This is a genomic window from Micromonospora sp. C41, from assembly GCF_018070485.1.
Classification (GTDB): Bacteria; Actinomycetota; Actinomycetes; order Mycobacteriales; family Micromonosporaceae; genus Micromonospora; species Micromonospora chalcea.
The window spans coordinates 17,548-36,818 of record NZ_JAGPXP010000023.1 but is presented as its reverse complement, the minus strand read 5'-3'; the positions used below and the strand labels follow the sequence as shown (position 1 = coordinate 36,818).

General features: G+C 72.9%; 18 protein-coding genes and 1 pseudogene. 11 read left to right on the top strand and 8 right to left on the bottom strand.

What is annotated here, in order from left to right:
* The first annotated feature begins 65 nt into the window (after window positions 1-65).
* A complete protein-coding gene (locus tag KBX43_RS22665; RefSeq protein ID WP_043328589.1) occupies window positions 66-263 on the top strand; it encodes a DUF2795 domain-containing protein in 198 nt (65 codons plus the stop codon).
* A gap of 59 nt (window positions 264-322) precedes the next feature.
* On the opposite strand, the gene KBX43_RS22660 is transcribed toward KBX43_RS22665, so the two are convergent.
* Window positions 323-1,219 carry a Gfo/Idh/MocA family protein gene (locus KBX43_RS22660; protein WP_043328587.1) on the bottom strand — a complete coding sequence of 299 codons (897 nt, stop codon included), beginning with the start codon at window positions 1,217-1,219 and terminating at the stop codon, window positions 323-325.
* Window positions 1,220-1,350: 131 nt separating this feature from the next.
* Here KBX43_RS22660 and KBX43_RS22655 point away from each other — a divergent pair, with 131 nt between their 5' ends.
* Both KBX43_RS22655 and KBX43_RS22650 read left to right on the top strand, forming a co-directional pair.
* Window positions 1,351-1,764 carry a hypothetical protein gene (locus tag KBX43_RS22655; protein WP_374226016.1) on the top strand — a complete coding sequence of 138 codons (414 nt, stop codon included), beginning with the start codon at window positions 1,351-1,353 and terminating at the stop codon, window positions 1,762-1,764.
* A pseudogene (locus KBX43_RS22650) lies at window positions 1,757-2,234 on the top strand (hypothetical protein). The gene KBX43_RS22655 and the pseudogene KBX43_RS22650 overlap by 8 nt, the downstream one beginning before the upstream one ends.
* Here KBX43_RS22650 and fabG read toward each other — a convergent pair.
* Window positions 2,207-2,965 (bottom strand): 3-oxoacyl-ACP reductase FabG, encoded by a 759-nt coding sequence (gene fabG / locus KBX43_RS22645; protein ID WP_043328584.1) that lies wholly within the window; start codon window positions 2,963-2,965, stop codon window positions 2,207-2,209. The pseudogene KBX43_RS22650 and the gene fabG overlap by 28 nt on opposite strands.
* A gap of 60 nt (window positions 2,966-3,025) precedes the next feature.
* Window positions 3,026-4,678, bottom strand: a complete 1,653-nt coding sequence (locus KBX43_RS22640; protein ID WP_043328583.1) for an alpha-amylase family protein — start codon at window positions 4,676-4,678, stop codon at window positions 3,026-3,028.
* A 53-nt stretch (window positions 4,679-4,731) separates the two neighbouring features.
* Between KBX43_RS22640 and KBX43_RS22635 the strand changes: the two genes are divergently transcribed.
* The gene (locus tag KBX43_RS22635) at window positions 4,732-5,322 is read left to right on the top strand and encodes a DUF1349 domain-containing protein (RefSeq protein WP_043328581.1); all 591 of its coding nucleotides are present in this window, start codon (window positions 4,732-4,734) and stop codon (window positions 5,320-5,322) included.
* A gap of 70 nt (window positions 5,323-5,392) precedes the next feature.
* Window positions 5,393-6,055: a DedA family protein gene (locus KBX43_RS22630; RefSeq protein WP_043328580.1), complete on the top strand. Its 663-nt coding sequence runs from the start codon at window positions 5,393-5,395 to the stop codon at window positions 6,053-6,055.
* A 13-nt stretch (window positions 6,056-6,068) separates the two neighbouring features.
* Here KBX43_RS22630 and KBX43_RS31950 read toward each other — a convergent pair whose 3' ends face one another.
* The 4 genes from KBX43_RS31950 to KBX43_RS22610 form a co-directional block, all read right to left on the bottom strand.
* The gene (locus KBX43_RS31950; RefSeq protein ID WP_069087379.1) at window positions 6,069-7,634 is read right to left on the bottom strand and encodes a cellulose binding domain-containing protein; all 1,566 of its coding nucleotides are present in this window, start codon (window positions 7,632-7,634) and stop codon (window positions 6,069-6,071) included.
* Between the two features lie 142 nt (window positions 7,635-7,776).
* A complete protein-coding gene (locus KBX43_RS22620) occupies window positions 7,777-9,201 on the bottom strand; it encodes a carbohydrate-binding protein (protein WP_210887049.1) in 1,425 nt (474 codons plus the stop codon).
* Between the two features lie 78 nt (window positions 9,202-9,279).
* Window positions 9,280-10,026 (bottom strand): YidC/Oxa1 family membrane protein insertase, encoded by a 747-nt coding sequence (locus KBX43_RS22615; RefSeq protein WP_113974712.1) that lies wholly within the window; start codon window positions 10,024-10,026, stop codon window positions 9,280-9,282.
* 131 nt (window positions 10,027-10,157) lie between these two features.
* Window positions 10,158-10,433: a DUF6412 domain-containing protein gene (locus tag KBX43_RS22610; RefSeq protein ID WP_043328576.1), complete on the bottom strand. Its 276-nt coding sequence runs from the start codon at window positions 10,431-10,433 to the stop codon at window positions 10,158-10,160.
* 185 nt (window positions 10,434-10,618) lie between these two features.
* Between KBX43_RS22610 and KBX43_RS22605 the strand changes: the two genes are divergently transcribed.
* The 5 genes from KBX43_RS22605 (at window position 10,619) to KBX43_RS22585 (ending at window position 17,431) form a co-directional block, all read left to right on the top strand.
* Window positions 10,619-11,767 (top strand): glutamate--cysteine ligase, encoded by a 1,149-nt coding sequence (locus KBX43_RS22605; protein WP_209964428.1) that lies wholly within the window; start codon window positions 10,619-10,621, stop codon window positions 11,765-11,767.
* A gap of 41 nt (window positions 11,768-11,808) precedes the next feature.
* A complete protein-coding gene (locus KBX43_RS22600) occupies window positions 11,809-13,188 on the top strand; it encodes an FAD-dependent oxidoreductase (RefSeq protein WP_113974731.1) in 1,380 nt (459 codons plus the stop codon).
* Window positions 13,189-13,319: 131 nt separating this feature from the next.
* Window positions 13,320-14,741, top strand: coding sequence for a WGR domain-containing protein (locus tag KBX43_RS22595; RefSeq protein ID WP_166457177.1), 1,422 nt, complete (start codon window positions 13,320-13,322; stop codon window positions 14,739-14,741).
* A 155-nt stretch (window positions 14,742-14,896) separates the two neighbouring features.
* On the top strand, window positions 14,897-16,201 hold the full coding sequence (locus KBX43_RS22590; RefSeq protein ID WP_140946426.1) for a hypothetical protein: 1,305 nt from the start codon (window positions 14,897-14,899) through the stop codon (window positions 16,199-16,201).
* Between the two features lie 357 nt (window positions 16,202-16,558).
* Window positions 16,559-17,431: an aminoglycoside phosphotransferase family protein gene (locus tag KBX43_RS22585; RefSeq protein WP_210887046.1), complete on the top strand. Its 873-nt coding sequence runs from the start codon at window positions 16,559-16,561 to the stop codon at window positions 17,429-17,431.
* A gap of 1 nt (window position 17,432) precedes the next feature.
* Here KBX43_RS22585 and KBX43_RS22580 read toward each other — a convergent pair whose 3' ends face one another.
* Window positions 17,433-18,242 (bottom strand): Fpg/Nei family DNA glycosylase, encoded by an 810-nt coding sequence (locus KBX43_RS22580; protein WP_210887043.1) that lies wholly within the window; start codon window positions 18,240-18,242, stop codon window positions 17,433-17,435.
* 277 nt (window positions 18,243-18,519) lie between these two features.
* Here KBX43_RS22580 and KBX43_RS22575 point away from each other — a divergent pair, with 277 nt between their 5' ends.
* A complete protein-coding gene (locus KBX43_RS22575) occupies window positions 18,520-19,269 on the top strand; it encodes a cellulose binding domain-containing protein (protein WP_210887041.1) in 750 nt (249 codons plus the stop codon).
* The last annotated feature ends 2 nt before the right edge of the window (window positions 19,270-19,271 follow it).

Genomic DNA, 19,271 nt, shown 5'->3' with positions numbered 1-19,271 from the left:
GGCGTAGCGGCGGACGCGGGCCCGGCTGGGGGCATGGCACCGGGCTCATTGGGTAGCCGGGCGGCATGACCGTCACCGGCGCGCAGTTGCAGGAGTTCCTGGCCGGGCTGGACTACCCGGTCTCCCGGGAGGACCTGGTCCGCTGGGGCCAGGAGAACGGTGCCAGCACCGAGGCGCTGCAGGCGCTGCGGTCCCTGCCGGCCGAGGAGTTCCAGTCCCCCACCGAACTGGGCGAGGCGATCGTCACGCTGGCCGGCGCCTGACCTGCGGGTGTTAAGAGGGGCCCCTTCCTCTACCGGAGGCGTTAATAAGGGGCCCTTCCTTACAGCTCGACGGTGCGGCCCTGCGACCTTGCGGTCTCGGCGGCGTCGAGCACGGCCACCACCTCGCGGCCGAACCGCACGTCGCAGCGGTGGTCGCGGGTGCCCGCGTCGACCTCTTCCAGCAGCTGGTCGAGCGCGGTGGAGAACGCCTGGAGCGCGCTGCCGTCGCCGGGCGGGACGGTCTCGGTGCCGTTCTCGCCGAAGAAGACGAAGTCCCGGGTGACCGCCTCGGACGGCGCGTCCAGGGTGAGCGAGAGCGAGCTGGTGGCGCCGCCGTCGTGGGTGAGCAGCAGGTGCACCAGGCCGCTCGGGCCGTCCATCGCGGCGACCCGGGTGACCCGGCCGAGCACCGGCAGGATCAGCGACAGCGCGTGCGGGCCGATGTCCCAGAGCGCGCCGCGCTCCCGCCGCCAGGTCGAGTCGCCGTACGGGTTCCCCGGCTGGAAGATCGACGCGAACATGGTGGCCCGGGCGTGCTGCCAGCCGCCGGCTGCGGCGGTCGAGGCGAGGAACCCGGTGACGTTCGGGTGGAAGCGCTGGGTGAAGAAGACCACCGAGGCCACACCGGACGCCTGGGCCGCGTCGACCACCCGGTCGGCGCCGGCGAGGTCGAGCGCCAACGGCTTGTCCAGCAGCAGGTGCCGCCCGGCGGTGGCGGCGCGGACGGCGATGTCGGCCTGCACGTCCGGCGGGAGCGCCACGGCGATCGCGTCGCACGCGTCGATCAGCGCGTCGACGTCGGTGAAGGCCGGTACGCCGTGCCGGGTGGCCAGCTCCTCCGCCTTGGCGGGGTTGCGCCCCCACACGCCGGCGAGCCGGGCCCGCGGGTGCGCCTCGATGGCCGCCGCGTGCGTCTGCGCCGCCCAGTAACCCGTGCCGAACAACCCGAACCGCACCCGGACCCCCTGCCGTCGACGTCCGCCACCGGCGTACGCCGGGACCGTGATCCACGCTAGTCCTCCGGCCGGTCCGGCGCGCCTCGACCCGGCGGGCGGGCCGCTACTACACCGGTTAGTAGGCTGTGCCGGTGAACGACACTGTGTCGACGACCGTCGCGGCGGCCGCCGGATCGCCGGTGGACGGGCCGCTCGCCACGGTCGCGATCGTGATCTCGCTGGCGGTCGCGCTCTGGGCCCTGGTGGCGGCGGTACGCCACCGGCCGCCGGACCGGATCCAGTTCGTCGGCCTGGCCGTGCTGGAGGTGGCGCTGCTCGCGCTGACCGTGGTGGCGCTCGTCGCACTCGGCGGCGGCGAGCGGCCGGGCGAGCCGGGCGCGTTCTTCGGCTACCTGGCGACGCTCGTCTGCCTGCCGCCGCTGGCCTGGGTGCTGGCGCGGATGGAGCCGACCCGGTGGGGCTCGGGCATCGTCTGCGCGATCTGCCTTGTCACGCCGGTCGTGGCGGTCCGGCTCCAGCAGACCTGGGAGGCGCTCAGTGGCTGACACCACGACCGCGCACGAGCATCGCGCCACCAACCGCGGCCCGGGCCGGCTGCTGATCGCCGTCTACATCGTCTTCGCCATCGCCGCGACCTCGCGGGCCGGCCTGCAGATCGCCACGAAGTTCGACGAGGCGCCGGTGGCGTATCTGCTGTCCGCGGTGGCGGCGCTGATCTACATCGTGGCGGCGGTCGGGCTGGCCCGGGCCGGGCACGCCGGCCGCCGGGTCGCGCTGGCCTGCTGCGCCGTCGAACTGGTCGGGGTGCTCGGCGTCGGTGTGCTGAGCATCGCCGACAAGGAGCTGTTCCCGGACGAGACGGTCTGGTCCGGCTTCGGCAGCGGCTACGGCTACGTGCCGCTGGTGCTGCCGGTGCTCGGTCTGTTCTGGCTCTGGCGCACCCGGCGCGACCCCGCCTGAGCGGGCCCGCGCCGGGTCGGGGGCCGGTCAGTCCTTCGGACCGCCGGCGACGTAGATGACCTGGCCGGAGACGAACGACGCGCCCTCGCTGGCGAGGAACGAGATGGTGTGCGCGACGTCCTCCGGGCGGCCGGGGCGGCGTACCGGGATCTCGGCGGCGGCGTGCTTCTGGAGCGCGTCGAAGTCGACCTTCATCCGGGCCGCGGTGGCGGCGGTCATGTCGGTGACGATGAAGCCCGGCGCGACCGCGTTGACAGTCACCCCGAACGGGCCCAGCTCGATCGCCAGCGTCTTGGTGAAGCCCTGGAGGCCGGCCTTCGCGGCCGAGTAGTTCGCCTGGCCCCGGTTGCCGAGCGCGGACGTGCTGGACAGGTTGACGATCCGGCCCCACTTCGCCTCGACCATGTGCTTCTGCGCGGCCTGGCTGAACAGGAACGCGCCGCGCAGGTGCACGCCCATGACCGTGTCCCAGTCGCCCTCGGTCATCTTGAACAGCAGGTTGTCGCGCAGCACACCCGCGTTGTTGACGAGCACTGTCGGTGCGCCCAGCTCGGCGGCGATCCGCTCCACGGCTGCCTCGACCTGGGCCCGGTCGGACACGTCGGCGCCGACGCCGAGCGCCCGGCCGCCGGCCGAGCCGATGGCGTCCACCGTCTCCTTGGTGGCGGACTCGTCGATGTCGACCACGGCGACGGCCATGCCGTCGGCCGCCAGCCGGCGGGCGGTCGCCGCCCCGATGCCGCGCGCGGCTCCGGTGACGACGGCGATGCGGGGCTCCTCCGACATGCTTACCTCCCGGTAACTTGTGGCTCGATCGAAGGAGCTTAACCCGCCGGTACGCCGCGCCTACCGCCCGTGGCCCCGGCAGAGCCGGATCCACCGGTAGCCGTACCCGCCGAGCTTGAGCCGGTCGAGCTTGCCCACGTCCTCGTAGTTGCGGTCGCTGAGCACGTCGATCGGCAGGTCCGCCTCCGGGGCCAGCGTGCTCAGGTCCACCTCCACGTCCTCGGTGCCGAGGTTGTGCAGGAAGACCATCGTCCCGGTACGCCCGTCGGCGCGGTGCGCGAGCACGCCCGGCGGCATCGGCACGTCGATGTGGGTGGTGCTGCCCGAGCCGGTCTCCGGCGCCTCCCGCAGCGTCCGGATCATCCGCTCGAACCAGCCGAGCAGCGACCGCGGGTCCTTGCGCTGGGCGGTGACGTTGACGTTCTGGTAGCCGTACTCGCCCTTGTCGATCACCGGGCGGACCAGCTTCTCCGGCTCGGCGGTGGAGAAGCCGGCGTTGTCCGCGTAGGACCACTGCATCGGCGTGCGGATCGCGTCGCGCCCGTCCAGCGACAGGTCCTCCCCCATGCCGATCTCCTCGCCGTAGCGCAGCACCGGCGTGCCGCGCAGCGAGAACTGCAGCGAGTACGCCAGCTCCATGTGCCGGCGGTCGTTGCCGAGCATGGGCGCGAGACGACGGCGGATGCCCCGGCCGTAGAGCTGCATGTTCTCGTCCGGGCCGAACTTCGCCAGCACGTCGTTGCGCTGGTCGGCGGTGAGCCGGGACAGGTCGATCTCGTCGTGGTTGCGCAGGAACGTGGCCCACTGACCGCCGGTGGGCAGCTTGGGGGTGTCCCGCAACGCCTCGATGATCACCTCCGGGTCCTCCCGGGCCAGGGCGAGCATCAGCCGGCCGTTGAGCATGAAGTCGAACAGCATGTGGATCCGGTTGCCCGAGCCGCTGCCGTCACCGAAGTAGACGGGCAGCTCGTCCGGCTCCACGTTCGCCTCGGCCAGCAGGACCGCGTCGCCACGTCGCCACTGCACGTGCTGACGCAGGTCGGTGAGGAAGTCGAAGTCCTTCGGCGAGTTCGGGTTGCCCGGTTCGGTGCGCTCGATGATGAACGGCACGGCGTCCATCCGGAAGCCGGAGACGCCGAGCTGGAGCCAGAACGAGGTGATCTTCTTGATCTCCGCGCGGACCTTCGGGTTCTCGATGTTCAGGTCCGGCTGGAACTTGTAGAAGCGGTGGTAGTACCACGCCTTCGCGGTCCGGTCGTAGGTCCACGTCTCGTGCTGCTCGCCCGGGAAGACCATGCCCTGGTGGCGGTCGGCCGGCTCGTGGTCGGCCCAGACGTACCAGTCCCGGTACGGCGAGTCCGGCGAGGACCGGGCGGACTGGAACCACGGGTGCTGGTCCGAGGTGTGGTTGACCACCAGGTCGATGATCACCCGGATGCCCCTGTTGCTCGCCTGGTGCAGCAGTTCGGCGAAGTCGCCGAGCGTGCCCAGTCGCGGGTCGACGTTGTAGAAGTCGGTCGCGTCGTACCCGTCGTCCTCGTTGGGCGAGGGATGGATCGGGTTCAGCCACAGGCAGGTCACGCCGAGCCGGGCCAGGTAGTCCAGCCGGCCGATCAGCCCCTGGAAGTCACCTACTCCGTCGCCGTCGGAGTCCGCGTACGTGTCGACGTCGAGGCAGTAGACGACCGCCTCCTGATACCACCTGTCACCCATGCGAGGACTACTTCTCCGAACGTGCGCGCCGTCAAACCCGGTACGGTGCCGGGATGAACGAGGCGTACGACTGGTCCGCCGGCCACTGGCTGAACCCGCCCGAGCGGGCCGAGCCGGTCGACGGCGGCCTGCTCGTCGAGCCGCACGGCGGCAGCGACTTCTGGCGGCGCACCAGCTACGGCTTCGTGCACGACGACGGCTCGGCACTGCTCGCGCCGTTCGGCGCGGGCAGCGCCGTGGAGGTGTCTTTCCTCCTCGACTACTCGGAGCAGTTCGATCAGGCCGGTGTGCTGGTCCGGGTGGACGAGCGGCGGTGGACCAAGGCCGGGGTCGAGGTGAGCGACGGCGCGCCGCAGGTCGGCGCCGTGGTCACCGACGAGTTCTCGGACTGGTCGGTGGCGCCGGTGCCGCAGTGGTCGGGCCGGGAGGTGACGGTCCGGGTGAGCCGGGCCGGGGACGCGCTGACCGTCCGGGCCCGGTGCGACGACGAGCCGTGGCGGCTGGTCCGCGTCGCCCCGCTCGACCCGGCGGCGCAGGCGTCGGCCGGGCCGTACTGCTGCTCGCCCAGCCGGGGCGGGCTGCGGGTCCGCTTCACCGGCTGGCGACGGGGTCCGGCGGACGCCGCGCTGCACCCGGAGGGCTGAGTCACAGGTGTGACACCGGCCGGTCCGGGTAACACTTTCGGATCTCCGGCTCTCGCGTGGAAGGACCGACATGGCCTTGGCCCAGGACGTCGACCCGAACCAGTTCACCGGGCTGACCGGCTGGGTGGCGAGCGTGATCGACTCGCTCGGCGCGGTCGGCGTGGCGTTGCTGGTGGCGCTGGAGAGCATCATCCCGCCGATCCCGAGCGAGATCGTGCTGGCGATGGCCGGTTACCTGTCCGCCGAGGGCCGGTTCAACGTGGTGTTCATCGTGCTCGCCGCGACGGTCGGCTCGCTGCTCGGCGCGCTGGTGCTCTACTGGCTCGGCGCGGCGCTCGGCGAGGAGCGGCTCAAGCGCTGGCTGGACCACATCCCGCTGGTCGACCTGCAGGATCTGGAGAAGGCCGACCGTTGGTTCGAACGGCACGGGCGGTGGGCGGTGCTGATCGGCCGGGTGGTGCCGGTGGTCCGCAGCCTGGTCTCCGTCCCGGCCGGCGCGAACCGGATGCCGCTCGGTGAGTTCATCCTGCTCACCACGCTCGGCAGCGGGGTGTGGAACGCGCTGATCGTCGGCGCCGGGTTCACCCTCGGGTCGCGGTGGGAGGACGTCGACAGGTACAGCTCGTGGTTCAACTACGCGATCTTCGCCGTCTTCGGTTTCATGATCGTGAGCTGGGCGGTGAAGAAGGTGCGCCGGCGGCGCGCCCGGCAGTCGGTGACCGCCGGGCGCTGACCGCGTCGCGGGCTCAGAAGCCGGCGGTGATGCCGGTGAACTCCCAGGTGTTCTGCGCGATGCCGGAGCAGTTGGCGACCACGCCGCCGCCGGGGCAGGGCCGGTCCCGGTTGACCGACCAGAACGTGAACCGGGCCAGGCCGCGCGCCTTCGCCCAGTCGCGGATCTGCGTCCAGGTGGCCGGCGAGGTCAGCTCCTGCTGGTCGGAGAGGCCGTTCATGCCGGACAGGCCCATGTGGGCGTACGCGGTGGCGTCGGACCAGCCGAACGCGTTCTTGAGCGCGGTCTTCAGGCCCTCGGCCGCGTTGACGGTGCTCTGGTACATGTTCGCGCCGCCGCCGAAGTCGAACGGCATGATCGTGAACACGTCGATCCCGGCGCCCTTGGCCGCGGCCTGGTTGATCAGCCGGGTGCCGTAGTACGACGGCCCGGTGGTCGAGGTGCCGAACGTGATGATGGTCTTGATGCCCGGGTTGTTCTGCTTGACGATCTTCAGGGCGTCCAGGATGCGGTCCTGCACCACCTCGTTCTCGAACTCGTCGCTGTTCTCGATGTCGATGTCGATGGCCTTCAGCCCGTACGCGTTGATGACCTGCTGGTACGCGCCGGCCAGCGCGGCGGCGGACGAGCAGTTCGGGCCGAGCTTGTTGCCGCTCCACCCGCCGAAGGACGGGATGACGTCGCCGCCGGCCGCCTTGATCGCGGCGATGGTGGCGGCGTGCGTGCCGCCGGTCAGCGGACCGCTGCCGTCCCAGGCCGGGGTGCAGCCGCCGCCGGAGAGCACGAACGCGATGGTGAACCACTTGATCCCGGTCGCGCCCATCACGGTGGACGGCGCGGGCGGGTCGCCCCAGCCCGGGTAGAGGTAGGGAGCGGCGGCCATCGCGCCCCCGCCGCCACCGGTGCAGCCGCTGGTGGTGGCCGCGACCGCCGCCGACTTCGCCGACTCGCCGCTGCCGTTGTACGCGGTCACCGTGTAGCTGTGCCCGCTGCACGCGGCCAGCCCGGAGACGGTGGCCGAGGTGCCGGTGACGGTGGCCTTGACCGTGCTGCCCTCGTACACCCGGTAGCCGGTGACGGTGCCGGAGACCGCGTTCCAGGCGAGCGAGACCGACGACGCGGTGGTGCCGGTGACCCGCAGGCCGCCGGGGGTGGCGGGCGCGCCCGGGTTGCCGGGGTTGCCGCCGCCGGCGCAGGAGGCGCCGTTGACGGTGCAGTTCACCGGGTCGCCGGTGCCGCTGACGACGAAGCCGAAGCTGGTGCTGGCGCCCGGGGCGAGCGCGCCGTTCCAGGACTGGTTGACGGCGGTGACGTGCTGGCCGGAGGTGGTGAGGCGGGCGTCCCAGAACGAGCCGAGCGTGCTGCCGGACGGCAGGTCGAACTGGACGTTCCACGAGGAGATGGCGGCGGAGCTGTCGTTTGTGACGGTGAACCGGGCCTCGTACCCGCTGCTCCAGCTGGAGGTGCGGACGAAGGCCGCGGTGGCGGCGGAGGCGGGCGGGGCGGCGAGCAGCGCGCCGGCGACCACGGCGGTGGTCAGCGCGGCGGCGAGCGTCGCCAGGCGGGGGCGGAGTCTCACGGCGTCCTCCAGGGGACGGGCGGGGGGTGGAGAGGGATTCACAACCGTCGACGTGCGCCTATTATTAGGAGTGTTAACTGTTTCTGTCCAGCACCGGTTCGACGCGACCCGGACCGAGGTCCGGGTCGCGCCCCCATCGGCCTCAGCGGCGGAAGATGAACCAGTTGACGTTGACGAAGTCGGACGGCTGCCCGCTGCTGAACGTCAGGTAGACCGTGCGCCGCCCGGTCACCGCGCCGACGTTGCCCGGCACCGAGCGCCAGGTCTGCCAGCCGCCGGTGTTGCCGATCGCGAAACTGCCGATCGGCGGCGCGGTCGGGCTGTCCACCCGGACCTCCACCAGCCCGCTCACCCCGGACGCCGCGCCGGAGGCCACCCGGGCCACGAAGTCGCGCGGCGGCGTGGAGCCGAAGTCGACGTTGTCGTAGCGGGCCCAGTCGCCGTTGGCGAGCCAGCCGATGTCCTGGCCGCCCTCGGAGCACGTCTCCACCTGCACGCCGTTCTGCGCGTTGAACGACTCTGCCTGGATCGTCGAGTAGGCGTCACGCACCCCGCCCGGCGGCGGCGTGGTCGGGGTCGGCGACGGGTTGCTCCCGCCACCCCGGGTGTAGACGGCCACGTAGTCGACGAGCATCGACCGGCCGGACACCGTCGACGCGGTCGGCGTCGCCGAGCCGGCCACGCCGTCCGGGAAGCCGCCGCCCATCGCCACGTTGAGCAGCAGGAAGTAGCCGGCGTGGTTGGTCATCTGACTCCAGTACGGCTCACCGATCTGGTTCTGCCCGACGGTGTGGAAGAGCTGGCCGTCGACGTACCAGCGCAGCTGCTGCGGGCTGATCGAGGCGTCCCACTCGAACCGGTAGGTGTGGAACGCCGACTGGCAGGTGCTGCCCGGGCAGGCCCGGGACGCGCCGATGCCGTTGAACTCCCCGCACGGGCCGCCCGGCGCGACGCCGCAGTGCAGCACGCCCCAGACCGAGTTGATCCCGTTGACGTTCTCCATCACGTCGAACTCGCCGATACCAGGCCAGTTCTGGTAGTTGCCCCGGTACGGCGAGCCGAGCGCCCAGAACGCCGGCCAGTACCCGGATGCCGCCGCGCCGGTCACGTTCGGCATCTGGATCCGGCCCTCCAGGGCCAGCACGCCGCCCGACGGCGGCTTGAAGTTCGCCCGTACCGTCTCGATCCGGGCCGAGGTCCAGCGGCCGGCCGAGTCCCGCAGCGGCGTGATGCGCAGGTTGCCCGAGCCGTCGTGGGCCAGGTTGGCGGTGCTGGAGGTGTAGGTCTGGATCTCGCCGGTGCCCCAGTTGGCCGGGCCGCCCGGGTAGCTGGTGCCGGTATCGATGATCCAGTTGGCGGACGAGGGCAGCGTGCCGGCCGAGCCGGTGAAGTCGTCGCTCCACACCAGGCTCCAGCCGGAGGGAGTCGGGGGCACCGCGGCCTGGGCGGTCATCGAGACGCCCGCGAGCGCTGTGGTGAGCGCGAGCACACCCGCAGCCAGGGCGAGGCGGCGGCGCGATCGGGGCACGGTGGCGGAGGCGGCCGGAGCCGCCGGGATCGGGTTCATTCGGGGTGCCTCTCTGCGGGGACGGGTCCGGGAGAGCGCTCTCTGAGAGCGATTTCTACGCGCCCGCCCCCGCACTTGTCAACGCTTGTCGATGGCTGCCGCCGGCTGCGGGCGACGCAGCATCACCTGCTCCAGCGCCGTCCACGCCGTGGTGGTCACCAGATAGAGCACCGCCGCCAGCGGCACCACCAGCGCGACGAGCACCGTGCCGTACGGCAGCAGCGGCAGCAGCCGGCCGAGCACCGCCGCGCCCGGACCCTCGGTCGGCGTCCCGGCCACCGTGCCGGTGGCGGCTGCCGCCCGGCGCATCCGCCGCGACGACCACCAGGCCAGCGCGAGCAACGCGGCCAGCAGCACGCCGAACACCAGCGGCACCGGGCCGGCCAGGCCGTCGCCGAGGTGCCACCCCAGCGGTACGCCGGCCAGCCGCTCCCCCAGCAGCTGCGGCGCGCCGTCACCGGTGGCGAACAGGCGGTACATGACCAGGAAGAACGGCGCCTGCAACAGCGCCGGCAGGCAGCCCGCGACCGGACTGGCCCCGGCGTTGCGGTAGAGCGCGAACAACTCGGTCTGGAGGCGGGCCGGGTCGTCGGCGTACCGGCGCTGGAGTTCCCGTACCTCGGGGGCGAGTGCGGTCCGGCGCCGCTCCCCGCGGACCTGGGCCACTGTCAGCGGCGAGATCAGCAGCCGGACCGCGGCGGTGAACAGGACGATGGCGGCCGCCGTGGCGGCGCCGCCGGTGAGCGGGGCGAGCACGTCGGCGAGCCAGGTGACGACGGTGGCCGCGGCCGACGCCGCGGAGTGCAACGGTGCGAAGGCGAGCATGGGTGGACCCCTCGATGGCGATTCCGGGTGTCCCGGGCGGCGACGTGCCGCACGGCGGGACGGATGACGACGGAATCGGCCGCGAAAGCCGGGAAGGAAACGGCGGCCCGCCGGCGCGGGCCGGAGGGTGGCTACGCGGCCGAGGGGCGCAGGCCGGGTGCGCGGGGGCGCGGACGCCCCGGCGCGTTCGGGTCGACCTGGCGGGGAACGCCGCGACGGCGGGCGCGGGCCCGCAACGCGGCGGCGAACCGGGTGCCGGGCGGCGTGGGCAGCGCGCGGACCCGCAGCGCGAGCAGGGTGGCGAGCAGCAGCGCGGCGACCACCGCCGCGCCGGCGAGCAGCCCGGCCGGCCGGTCGGCGAACAGGGCGAGCGCGTACGCCCACGCCCCCGTCAGCACCGCCAGCATCCCCGCCACGCGACCACGGTATCCCGCCGTGTCACGCCCTGCTGCCCCGTGCGCGAACGCACTCGACCGACCCGAACGGGCGAACCGGCGCCGACACGCCCACCGGCACGTTTTCCGGAACGGACACGGTGGGTAACAGGTCCTCGGCCACGCGGCACCGTGCCGCGAGTGGTCCGGAGGAGACGGTGGTGGCGATGAGCGGCTCAGTGGCGGAGCGGGAGCGGAGCGCCGCGTCGGGCGGAACCGACCTGCTGACAGTCGGCGTCGAGGAGGAGTTCCTGCTCGCCGACCCGCACACCGGGACCGCCGTACCCGCCGTCGACCTGGTCATGGAGCAGGTGCCGGCCGAGCTGCGCGGTCAGGTGGAGCGCGAGTTCCAGACCAGCCAGATCGAGATCGGCAGCCCGCCCGGGCTGGACCTGTCCTCGATCCGGCACTCGCTGTCGATGCTGCGCGCCGAACTGGCCGACGCGGCCGAGCGGGCCGGCGTACGGCTGCTCGCGATCGGCACCGGACCGGTCGACGGGCCGGTGCCGCCGGTGGTGGACAAGCCCCGCTTCGACCGGATGATCGAGCGGTTCCGGCTGCTGGTGCCCGGTCCCGGCAACAACGGCATGCACGTGCACGTCGGCATCCCCGACCCGGACACCGGCGTGCAGGTGCTCAACCACGTCCGGCCGTGGCTGCCGATCCTGCAGGCGGTCACCGCGAACTCCCCGTTCTCCCGCAGCGAGGACACCGGGTACGCGAGCTGGCGCTCGGTGGAGTGGGAACGCTGGCCGTCGGTCGCGCCCACCCCGTACCTGGAGTCGCACGAGCACTACGAGCGGCTCATCCGGCAGCTCATCGCCAGCGGCGTGATGCTGGACGAGGGAATGCTCTACTGGTACGCCCGGCTCTCCGCCAAGTACCCCACCGTGGAGATCAGGATCGGCGACGTCTGCCCGACCGTGGACGACGCGGTGCTCGTCGCCGCGCTGGTCCGCGCGCTCGTGGCGACCGCGCTCACCGACATCGCCGCCGGCCGTCCCGCCGTCAACACCGACCACCACCTGCTCGTCGCGGCGCACTGGCGGGCCGCCCACGACGGGCTGGAGGGCGAGGGCGTCGACCTCACCGACGGTGAGCTGCGCCCGGCCTGGGAGCTGCTGGACCGGCTCGTCGACCGGCTGCGCCCGGAACTGGAGCGGCACGGCGACCTGGACCGGGTGACCGATCTGCTGGGCGGGCTGCGCCGGCACGGCAGCGGAGCGGCCCGGCAGCGGGCGGTGTTCGCGCGTACCGGACGGCTCGTCGACGTGGTCACGGACGTGGCACGCCAGACCCGTGGCTGAGCGGCCGCACGGCCGTGTCCCGGCGTGACAGGATGGGCGGCGTGGCGGAGCGCATGATCGTCATCGGCGGCGACGCCGCCGGCATGTCGGCGGCGTCGCAGGCGCGTCGCCGCCGCCGCGACCGGTCCGACCTGGAAATCGTCGCGTTCGAGCGGGGGCACTTCACCTCCTACTCGGCCTGCGGCATCCCCTACTGGGTGAGCGGCCTGGTCGAGGAGCGGGACGAGCTGATCAGCCGCGATCCGCAGACCTTCCGCGACGACTTCGGCATCGACGTCCGCACCCGGCACGAGGTCACCGCCGTCGACCTGGACCGCCGCGAGGTGATCGCGCGGGACCTGGACGGCGGTGGCGAGGTCCGCGCCGGTTTCGACACCCTGGTGTACGCCACCGGCGCGTCCCCGGTGCAGCCGGACTGGGCGCGCGACGACGTGTCGGGCGTGTTCGGCGTGCAGACGCTGGGCGACGGCGCGGCGCTGATCGACTGGCTGGAACGCGAGCCCCGGCCCCGGCGCGCGGTGGTGGTCGGCGGCGGCTACGTCGGCGTGGAGATGGCCGAGGCGCTCGTGCAGCGCGGGCTCTCCGTCCAACTGGTGGAGCAGGCCGACCAACCCATGTCGACCGTCGACCCGGACATGGGCGAGCTGGTGGCCGACGCGATGCGCGCCACCGGCATCGGCGTCCGCACCGGCCTCACCGTCACCGGGCTGGAGGAGCGGGACGGCCGGATCTCCGCCGTGGTCACCGACGAGGGACCGGTCCCGGCCGACGTCGTGGTCCTGGGTCTCGGGGTACGCCCCAACACCGCGCTCGCCGAGGCCGCCGGCCTGCCGATCGGGCCCTCCGGCGGCGTCCGGACGGACCGCCGGATGCGGGTGCCGGGCGTGCCCGGCGTCTGGGCGGCCGGTGACTGCGTGGAGTCGCTGCACCGGGTCAGCGGCATGCCGGTGCACATCCCGCTCGGCACGCACGCCAACAAGCAGGGCCGCGTCGCCGGCATCAACATCGGCGGCGGCTACGCCACCTTCCCCGGCGTGATCGGCACCGCCGTCACCAAGGTCTGCGAGCTGGAGGTGGGCCGCACCGGGCTGCGCGAGCGGGACGCGCTGGACGCCGGCTTCGAGTTCGTCACGGTGCTGGCCCAGTCGACGAACCGGGCCGGCTACTACCCGGGCGCGCGGGAGATGACCGTCAAGCTGATCGCCGAGCGGCCCAGCGGGCGGCTGCTCGGGGCGCAGATCGTCGGCTGGTCCGAGGCGGCCAAGCGGATCGACGCGCTCGCCGTGGCGCTGTGGAACGGCATGACGGTGGACGAGATGACAGCGCTCGACCTGGGTTACGCGCCGCCGTACGCCCCGGTGTGGGACCCGGTGCTGATCGCCGCCCGCAAGGCCGTCGACGCCCTCGCCGCCGCTGTGTAAGGAAGGGCCCCCTATTAACGCCTCCGGTAGAGGAAGGGCCCCTTCTTAACACCGAGACCCGGGTTTGTCGGTGCCCGGCGTTAGCGTGTGCGCGTTGCCGGTCCGGCACTTCCCCTCGGAGGTAAACCCCCATGTCACAGGAGACGACCTACCTCGAACTGTCCGAAGTAGACGGTGGAGCGCACAAGTTCTACGAGGTGGTGGTCGACGACACCGCGATGACCGTGCGCTACGGGCGCATCGGCGACCAGGGCCAGGTGAAGACGAGCACCTTCCCGGACAACGCCCGCGCCCGCGCCGCCGCCGCGAAGAAGATCGGCGAGAAGGTCCGCAAGGGGTACGCCCCGGCGGTGCGCGGCGTACGCCAGAAGCGCACGGTCTCGCGCCGGCAGATCGTCAGCACCCGCTCCACCGCCCGCACCGCGCCGGTCCTCTGGCGGTACGCCTCGGGCGCGCCCGCCTTCGGCATCTTCGTCGACGACCGGCACTGCATGGTCGGCAACGAGCACGGCGTGATCACCACGCTCGACCACGACGCCCGGCTGCTCAACCAGGTCCGGCTCCCCGACGGGGTGAAGTGCATCGTCGCCGACGACGCCTGGGTCTACGCCGGCTGCGACGACGGCAACGTCTACGACCTGTCCGGCAAGGTGCCGCGCGCGGCGTACGCGATCGCGCCCGAGATCGACATCTACTGGCTGGACATCCACGACGGCGTGCTGGGCGTGTCCGATCGCGACGGCGGCATCTCGGCGATCGACCACGAGGACGAGTTCCTCTGGCGCCGGCCGGGGCGCGGCCGGTCCGCGTGGATGGTGCGCTGCGACGCCGACGCGATCTACCACGGCCACTCGCAGGGGGTCACCGGCTACGACTGGCGTACCGGGCGGGAACTGTGGCACACCGGCACCGGGGCGGTCCTGTTCGGCTGGCAGGAACGGGACGCCGTGTTCGCCGGCACCGGCACCCGCGAGGTGGTCCGCCTGCGCAAGGACGGGCGGGCCGAGCAGACGTACCGCTGTGACGCCGCGGTCTTCTCCTGCGCCACCGCCGAGGGCGGCCGGTACGTGTTCGCGGGCGACAGCGCGTCCTCGATCTACTGCTTCGACCAGGCCGGCAACCGGCTGTGGAAGCTGGGCACCGGCTGCGGCTCGGCGTACTCGATGCAGTACCACGACAATCGGCTCTACGTGGTCACCACGAGCGGCCACCTAGCCTGCATCGACGCGAGCGAGGCGGCGATCCGGGCGGCCGAGGCGGGCAGCGTGCCGGACGTGGTCGACGTGAAGGCGCCGGCCCGGCTGCCCGAGCCGGCCGCCTGGACGTCCGTCGAGGTGACCACCGACGACCGCGACGGCGTGCTGGTGCAGTGCGTCGAGCAGGGCGGCCGGCTGCGCGTCCACGTTCTGGCCGACGGCTACCGGCGGGACTGGCCGGTGCAGTTCCCCAAGGGCATCCGCGAACCGGGCGCGCGCTTCCTGGTCACCGAGATCCGCGAGTCCGGCCGGGGCGGCTTCTACCGGGCATACGGGGACATCCGCCGGCTGCGCTGAGCCGCCGGCCGAGTCGGAGGGCGGGTCGGCCGGGGTCCTCGGCCGACCGTCCCGGCGAATCGACAGGCCGACGGGGCAGCCGGCAACACATCGACGGAGTACGGTACCGACAGGAGAACTCTCCGTTACCGGTCAACCTCGGAAGGGGCACCGACATGCGAGTGTGGCGCATGGCCGCGACGGCTCTTCTCCTGCTGCCCGGCGGTGTCCTCGTCGCCGCGCCGCCCGCAACCGCCGCACCTTCCGCAACCGCCACGCCCTCCGCAACCGCCACGCCTTCCCCTGCGGCCGCGGCGGACCAGACGCCACCGGTGCTGGTGGACGTCACGGTCTCACCCGACGCGGTCTCCGTCTCGGGCGTCGACCTGGTGCCGGTGACGGTGACGGTGCACCTGACCGACGACACCGGCGTGGTCGAGGCCTCCGAGATGGACGGCGGCTCCCTGCCCTACGTCGGTCTGCGCCTCGTCGGCACGGACCGCACCGACGGCGCCGAGTTGTCGCTCACCGCTGGCACCCCGCAGGACGGCACCTGGAGCGCGACGATCCACGTGCCGTCGACCTGGAACGGCACCTGGGAGGTCCACCGTCTGGTGGCGACGGACGCCGCCTGGAACCGCCTGGACGTCGACCCGCCCGCCTCGGCGGACACCAGGCTGGAGGTCACCGGCACACACCGGCCCGCGGTCACCATGCGTCTCACCCCGAACCCGCTGGTCGGTGACGGACCGCTGACCGTGGCGGGACGGTTCTACTACGAGGACACCGGCGAGGGCATCGGTAACCAGCCCATCTTCTTCGGCACCGACAACCTCTGCGTTGAATATCACAGCGAGCCCAACGGCACCACCAAGGCCGACGGCACGTTCTCCCGGACCTATCCGAAGGGCGACAGCTACCTCAAGTGCGTCGGCATCACCCGTCCGTCCAACTCGAGGGTCGCACCGTCCTACATCGTCGTCACGGCAGACCATCCCCGGGTGAAGCCGACAGTCACGGCGAAAGCGAACCGCACCACCGTCACGCCCGGCACCACAGTCACCATCACCGGCGAGGTGAAGCCCGACGCCGGCTGGAACATCGAACTACAGCAACTCCAGGGCAGGACGTGGCGGAAGGTGGCCGCCGACCTGACGAGCGGAGACCGCGGCGCGTACCGCATCCCCATCACGCCGAAGACACCCGGCACCTTGCGCTACCGCGTAGTCGTCCCGAGTGAAGACCCGGCGACGGTCGGCGTGTCCGAGGTGGTCACCGTACGCGTGTCGACACCCGGCGGCGAGCCCTCGCCGGGCGGCGGCGGAGGCGGTGGCACCGTCGGAGGCGGAGGCACCGGAGGGCTTCCGATCACCGGTCCCGCCACCGCGCCGCTGGTGGCTGGCGGCGGGGCTCTCCTGATCGTCGGCGCCGGCCTGATGCTGCTGGCCCGCCGCCGCCGACCGACCCCAGACGGACGGTAGATCCGGACGGGCACCGGGCCGGGCACGACGACTGACAGCCACGGCCAGCTTGATCAACACCAGGTCGCCGAGGTGGTGGCATCAACGGCTCCGCGACACCACCACCTCGGCGAGCTGGTGTTGATCAAGGGTGATGATGCCGCCACCTCGGCGAGCTGGTGGGAGGCGTGGCTGCGTCAAGGGTGGGACCGGCGTCGGCGGTGATCTCGGGCAGATGAGCACCGTCCGGTTGATCCATCTCGTCTTCGTCAGGCCGCTCGGCGAGGGCCGGGACGGCCATGAGCGTCACTTCGTCGGCGTGCGCGTCGAGGACGCCGCGGTGCACGGCCGGTCGCCTCGCTCGGCCAGGATGACCGGATGCGGTGTGACATTCCTGAGAGCCTGCGCTGGGTCGAGCGGACGGAGGCCGGGCGGGCCTGGCTCGCGGAGCTGCCGGACCGGCTCGCCGCGTGCGTCGCACGGTGGGAGCTGACGGTCGGGCCGCCGTTCGGGTACGCGTTCGCGTCGCTGGCGCTGCCCGCGACGCTGCCCGACGGGACGCGGGCGGTGCTTAAGCTCCAGTACCCGGACGACGACAGCCGTCACGAGGCCACCGCGTTGGCGCACTGGGACGGCCGGGGCGCGATCCGGCTGCTCGCCCACGATCCGGGCCGGCGCGCGCTGCTCGTCGAGCGCTGCGACCCCGGCACCCCGCTGTACGGCCTGCCGCCCGACGCCGCGCTCGACGTGGCGGTCGAGCTGCTGCCCCGCCTCGGGGTGCCGGCCGGACCGCCGTTCACTTCGCTCGCCGAGGAGGCGGCCGGCTGGGCGGAGCGGATGCCGGGCAACTGGCAGCGGGCCAACCGCCCGTACGAGCGGCGGCTGCTGGACGCCGCGCTCGGGCTGCTCGCCGACCTGGCGCCGAGCCAGGGTGAGCAGGTGCTGGTCAACCAGGACCTGCACGCCGGCAACATCCTGGCGGCGGGACGCGAACCGTGGCTGGTGATCGACCCGAAGCCGCTGGTCGGCGAGCGGGAGTTCGCGGTGGTGCCGCTGGTGCGCGGCGCCGAGCTGGGCCACTCCCCGGCGGCGGTCCGGCACCGGCTCGACCGTCTCAGCGCCGAGCTGGGCCTGGACCGGGAGCGGGTACGCGGCTGGGCGATCGGCCAGACGGTGGCCTGGTGCATCGGCGGCGACCAGGTCTTCCCCGGCAATGTCGAGGCGGCCCGCTGGCTGCTCGACGAGATGTGAGTCAGCCCGCCTGGCAGGTGGGGCACCAGTACAGGTTGCGTCCGGCCAGCGTGCCCCGGCTCACCTCGGTGCCGCAGACGTGGCAGGGCGCGCCGGGGCGGCGGTAGACGTACACCTCGCCGCCGTGCCGGTCGACGCGCGGCGCGCGGCCCGTGACCTCGGGCAGGTCGGCGTCGCGCACCGTGTCGATCCGGCCCCGCTCGACCGCGCGGGTCATCAGCGTCACCAGGTCCGTCCAGAGTTCGGCCCAGCCGGCCGCGCTCAGGTCGCGGCCGGGCAGCAGCGGCGGCCGGCCGGCCCGGAACAGCGCCTCGGTCACGAAGATCAGGCCGGTGCCGGCCACCACCGACTGGTCCAGCAGCAGCGCGGCGAGCGGGGTGAGGCTGCGGCGGATCCGCGCGTACGCCCGGTCGGGGTCGGCGTCGGCGCGCAGCGGGTCCGGCCCGAGCCGGTCGCGCAGCGCCGTCACCTCGGGCGGGGTCAGCAGTTCGCAGGCGGTCGGGCCGCGCAGCTCCAGCCAGTTCCGGTCGCTGTGCAGGCGCAGCCGCACCTGCCCGACCGGGGACGGCGGTTCCCCGGGCCCGTCGGCGAACTTCCCGTACAGACCCAGGTGTACGTGCAGCGTCAGCTCGCCGGCGTAGTGGTGCAGCAGGTGCTTGCCGTACGCCTCGGTGCCGTCCAGGACGGTGCCGCTGAGGCGGGCCGCGCCCTCGGCGAAGCGGCCCTGCGGGCTGTCTGCGTGCACCTTGTCGCCCGCGAACAGCTCGGCGTGCCGGGCGGCGAGGCGGTGGATGGTGTGTCCCTCTGGCACAACGACCAAGCGTAGCCAGCGGATCGGACCGCCGGCGACGTCGGGTCCTGAGACGACGTTGAATCGATGTTCGTCGACTGAAAGACTGGCGGCGGTAGCGCTCGGGAGCCAGTGCGAGCCGCTCGATCTCGCCGGAGGGACAAGCGCGGGGTGATGTGCCACCCCGGTGCCGGGCAGTCGTCTCCGGCGCTCCGCCGTGCCGCTACGGCGGCGACATCGCGGTCCACCACCACTCCGGCGCCGACCGCCCCCGGCGCCCCCAGCTCGGGAGAGACACATGCTCCGTACGCTCGGCGCGGCACTGGCCGCCACCCTCACCCTGACCGGCCTGACCGCCTCGGCCGGTGCCGACCAGTCACCCGCCGCCACGGCGATGACGGCCGCCGCCACGGCGACGCCCACTCCCACGCCCACCTTCGCCTGCCCGCCGGCGCTGCCGGTCACCGGCCAGGTGACCGGGGCCACCGCGACCAGCGTCACCATCACCTACTGGATGGTGCTCAGCCCGCCCTGCGGCTACGACCCGCCGCTCCTCGTCAGCCTCTTCACCAGCCGCGAGGACGCCACCGCGTGGCGCAGCCCGGTGGCCGAAGCCGTCACGGGGCCGGAGCGCCAGGGAAAGGTGACAGTCACCGGCCTGGCCCCCGACACCGACTACTGGTTCCGGTTCGGCGACACCCACGGCACACGGGACCCGTACGTGATCGGCGGGCCGGCCCGGACGTCGGGAACCTGCTCCGCGACGGCCACGATCGACGCCGGCTGGGGCGGTGGCTTCGTCGCCACGGTCACCGTCCGCAACGACGGCGCCGAGCCGGCACCGGGCTGGCTCGTCTCCTGGCGCTGGTCGGGTGACGAGCGCATCCAGTCGGTCTGGGGTGGGGTGGCGGAGGGCACCGGCCAGGACGTCGCGGTCCGCAACGCCTCCTGGAACGGGACGCTGCCGCCGGGTGGCTCGACGACGTTCGGCCTGCTCGTGGCGGCCGGCGCGACGCCCGGCACCATCACGCCGAAGTGCGGCAGGTGACA

What these genes read in the sequence shown, in the direction of transcription:
- KBX43_RS22665 (WP_043328589.1), top strand. Translation starts at nt 66, where the DNA reads ATGACCGTCACCGGCGCGCAGTTGCAGGAGTTCCTGGCCGGGCTGGAC.
- fabG (WP_043328584.1), bottom strand. Translation starts at nt 2,965, where the DNA reads ATGTCGGAGGAGCCCCGCATCGCCGTCGTCACCGGAGCCGCGCGCGGC.
- KBX43_RS22640 (WP_043328583.1), bottom strand. Translation starts at nt 4,678, where the DNA reads ATGGGTGACAGGTGGTATCAGGAGGCGGTCGTCTACTGCCTCGACGTC.
- KBX43_RS22635 (WP_043328581.1), top strand. Translation starts at nt 4,732, where the DNA reads ATGAACGAGGCGTACGACTGGTCCGCCGGCCACTGGCTGAACCCGCCC.
- KBX43_RS22630 (WP_043328580.1), top strand. Translation starts at nt 5,393, where the DNA reads ATGGCCTTGGCCCAGGACGTCGACCCGAACCAGTTCACCGGGCTGACC.
- KBX43_RS22620 (WP_210887049.1), bottom strand. Translation starts at nt 9,201, where the DNA reads ATGAACCCGATCCCGGCGGCTCCGGCCGCCTCCGCCACCGTGCCCCGA.
- KBX43_RS22615 (WP_113974712.1), bottom strand. Translation starts at nt 10,026, where the DNA reads ATGCTCGCCTTCGCACCGTTGCACTCCGCGGCGTCGGCCGCGGCCACC.
- KBX43_RS22610 (WP_043328576.1), bottom strand. Translation starts at nt 10,433, where the DNA reads ATGCTGGCGGTGCTGACGGGGGCGTGGGCGTACGCGCTCGCCCTGTTC.
- KBX43_RS22595 (WP_166457177.1), top strand. Translation starts at nt 13,320, where the DNA reads ATGTCACAGGAGACGACCTACCTCGAACTGTCCGAAGTAGACGGTGGA.
- KBX43_RS22590 (WP_140946426.1), top strand. Translation starts at nt 14,897, where the DNA reads ATGCGAGTGTGGCGCATGGCCGCGACGGCTCTTCTCCTGCTGCCCGGC.
- KBX43_RS22585 (WP_210887046.1), top strand. Translation starts at nt 16,559, where the DNA reads ATGCGGTGTGACATTCCTGAGAGCCTGCGCTGGGTCGAGCGGACGGAG.
- KBX43_RS22575 (WP_210887041.1), top strand. Translation starts at nt 18,520, where the DNA reads ATGCTCCGTACGCTCGGCGCGGCACTGGCCGCCACCCTCACCCTGACC.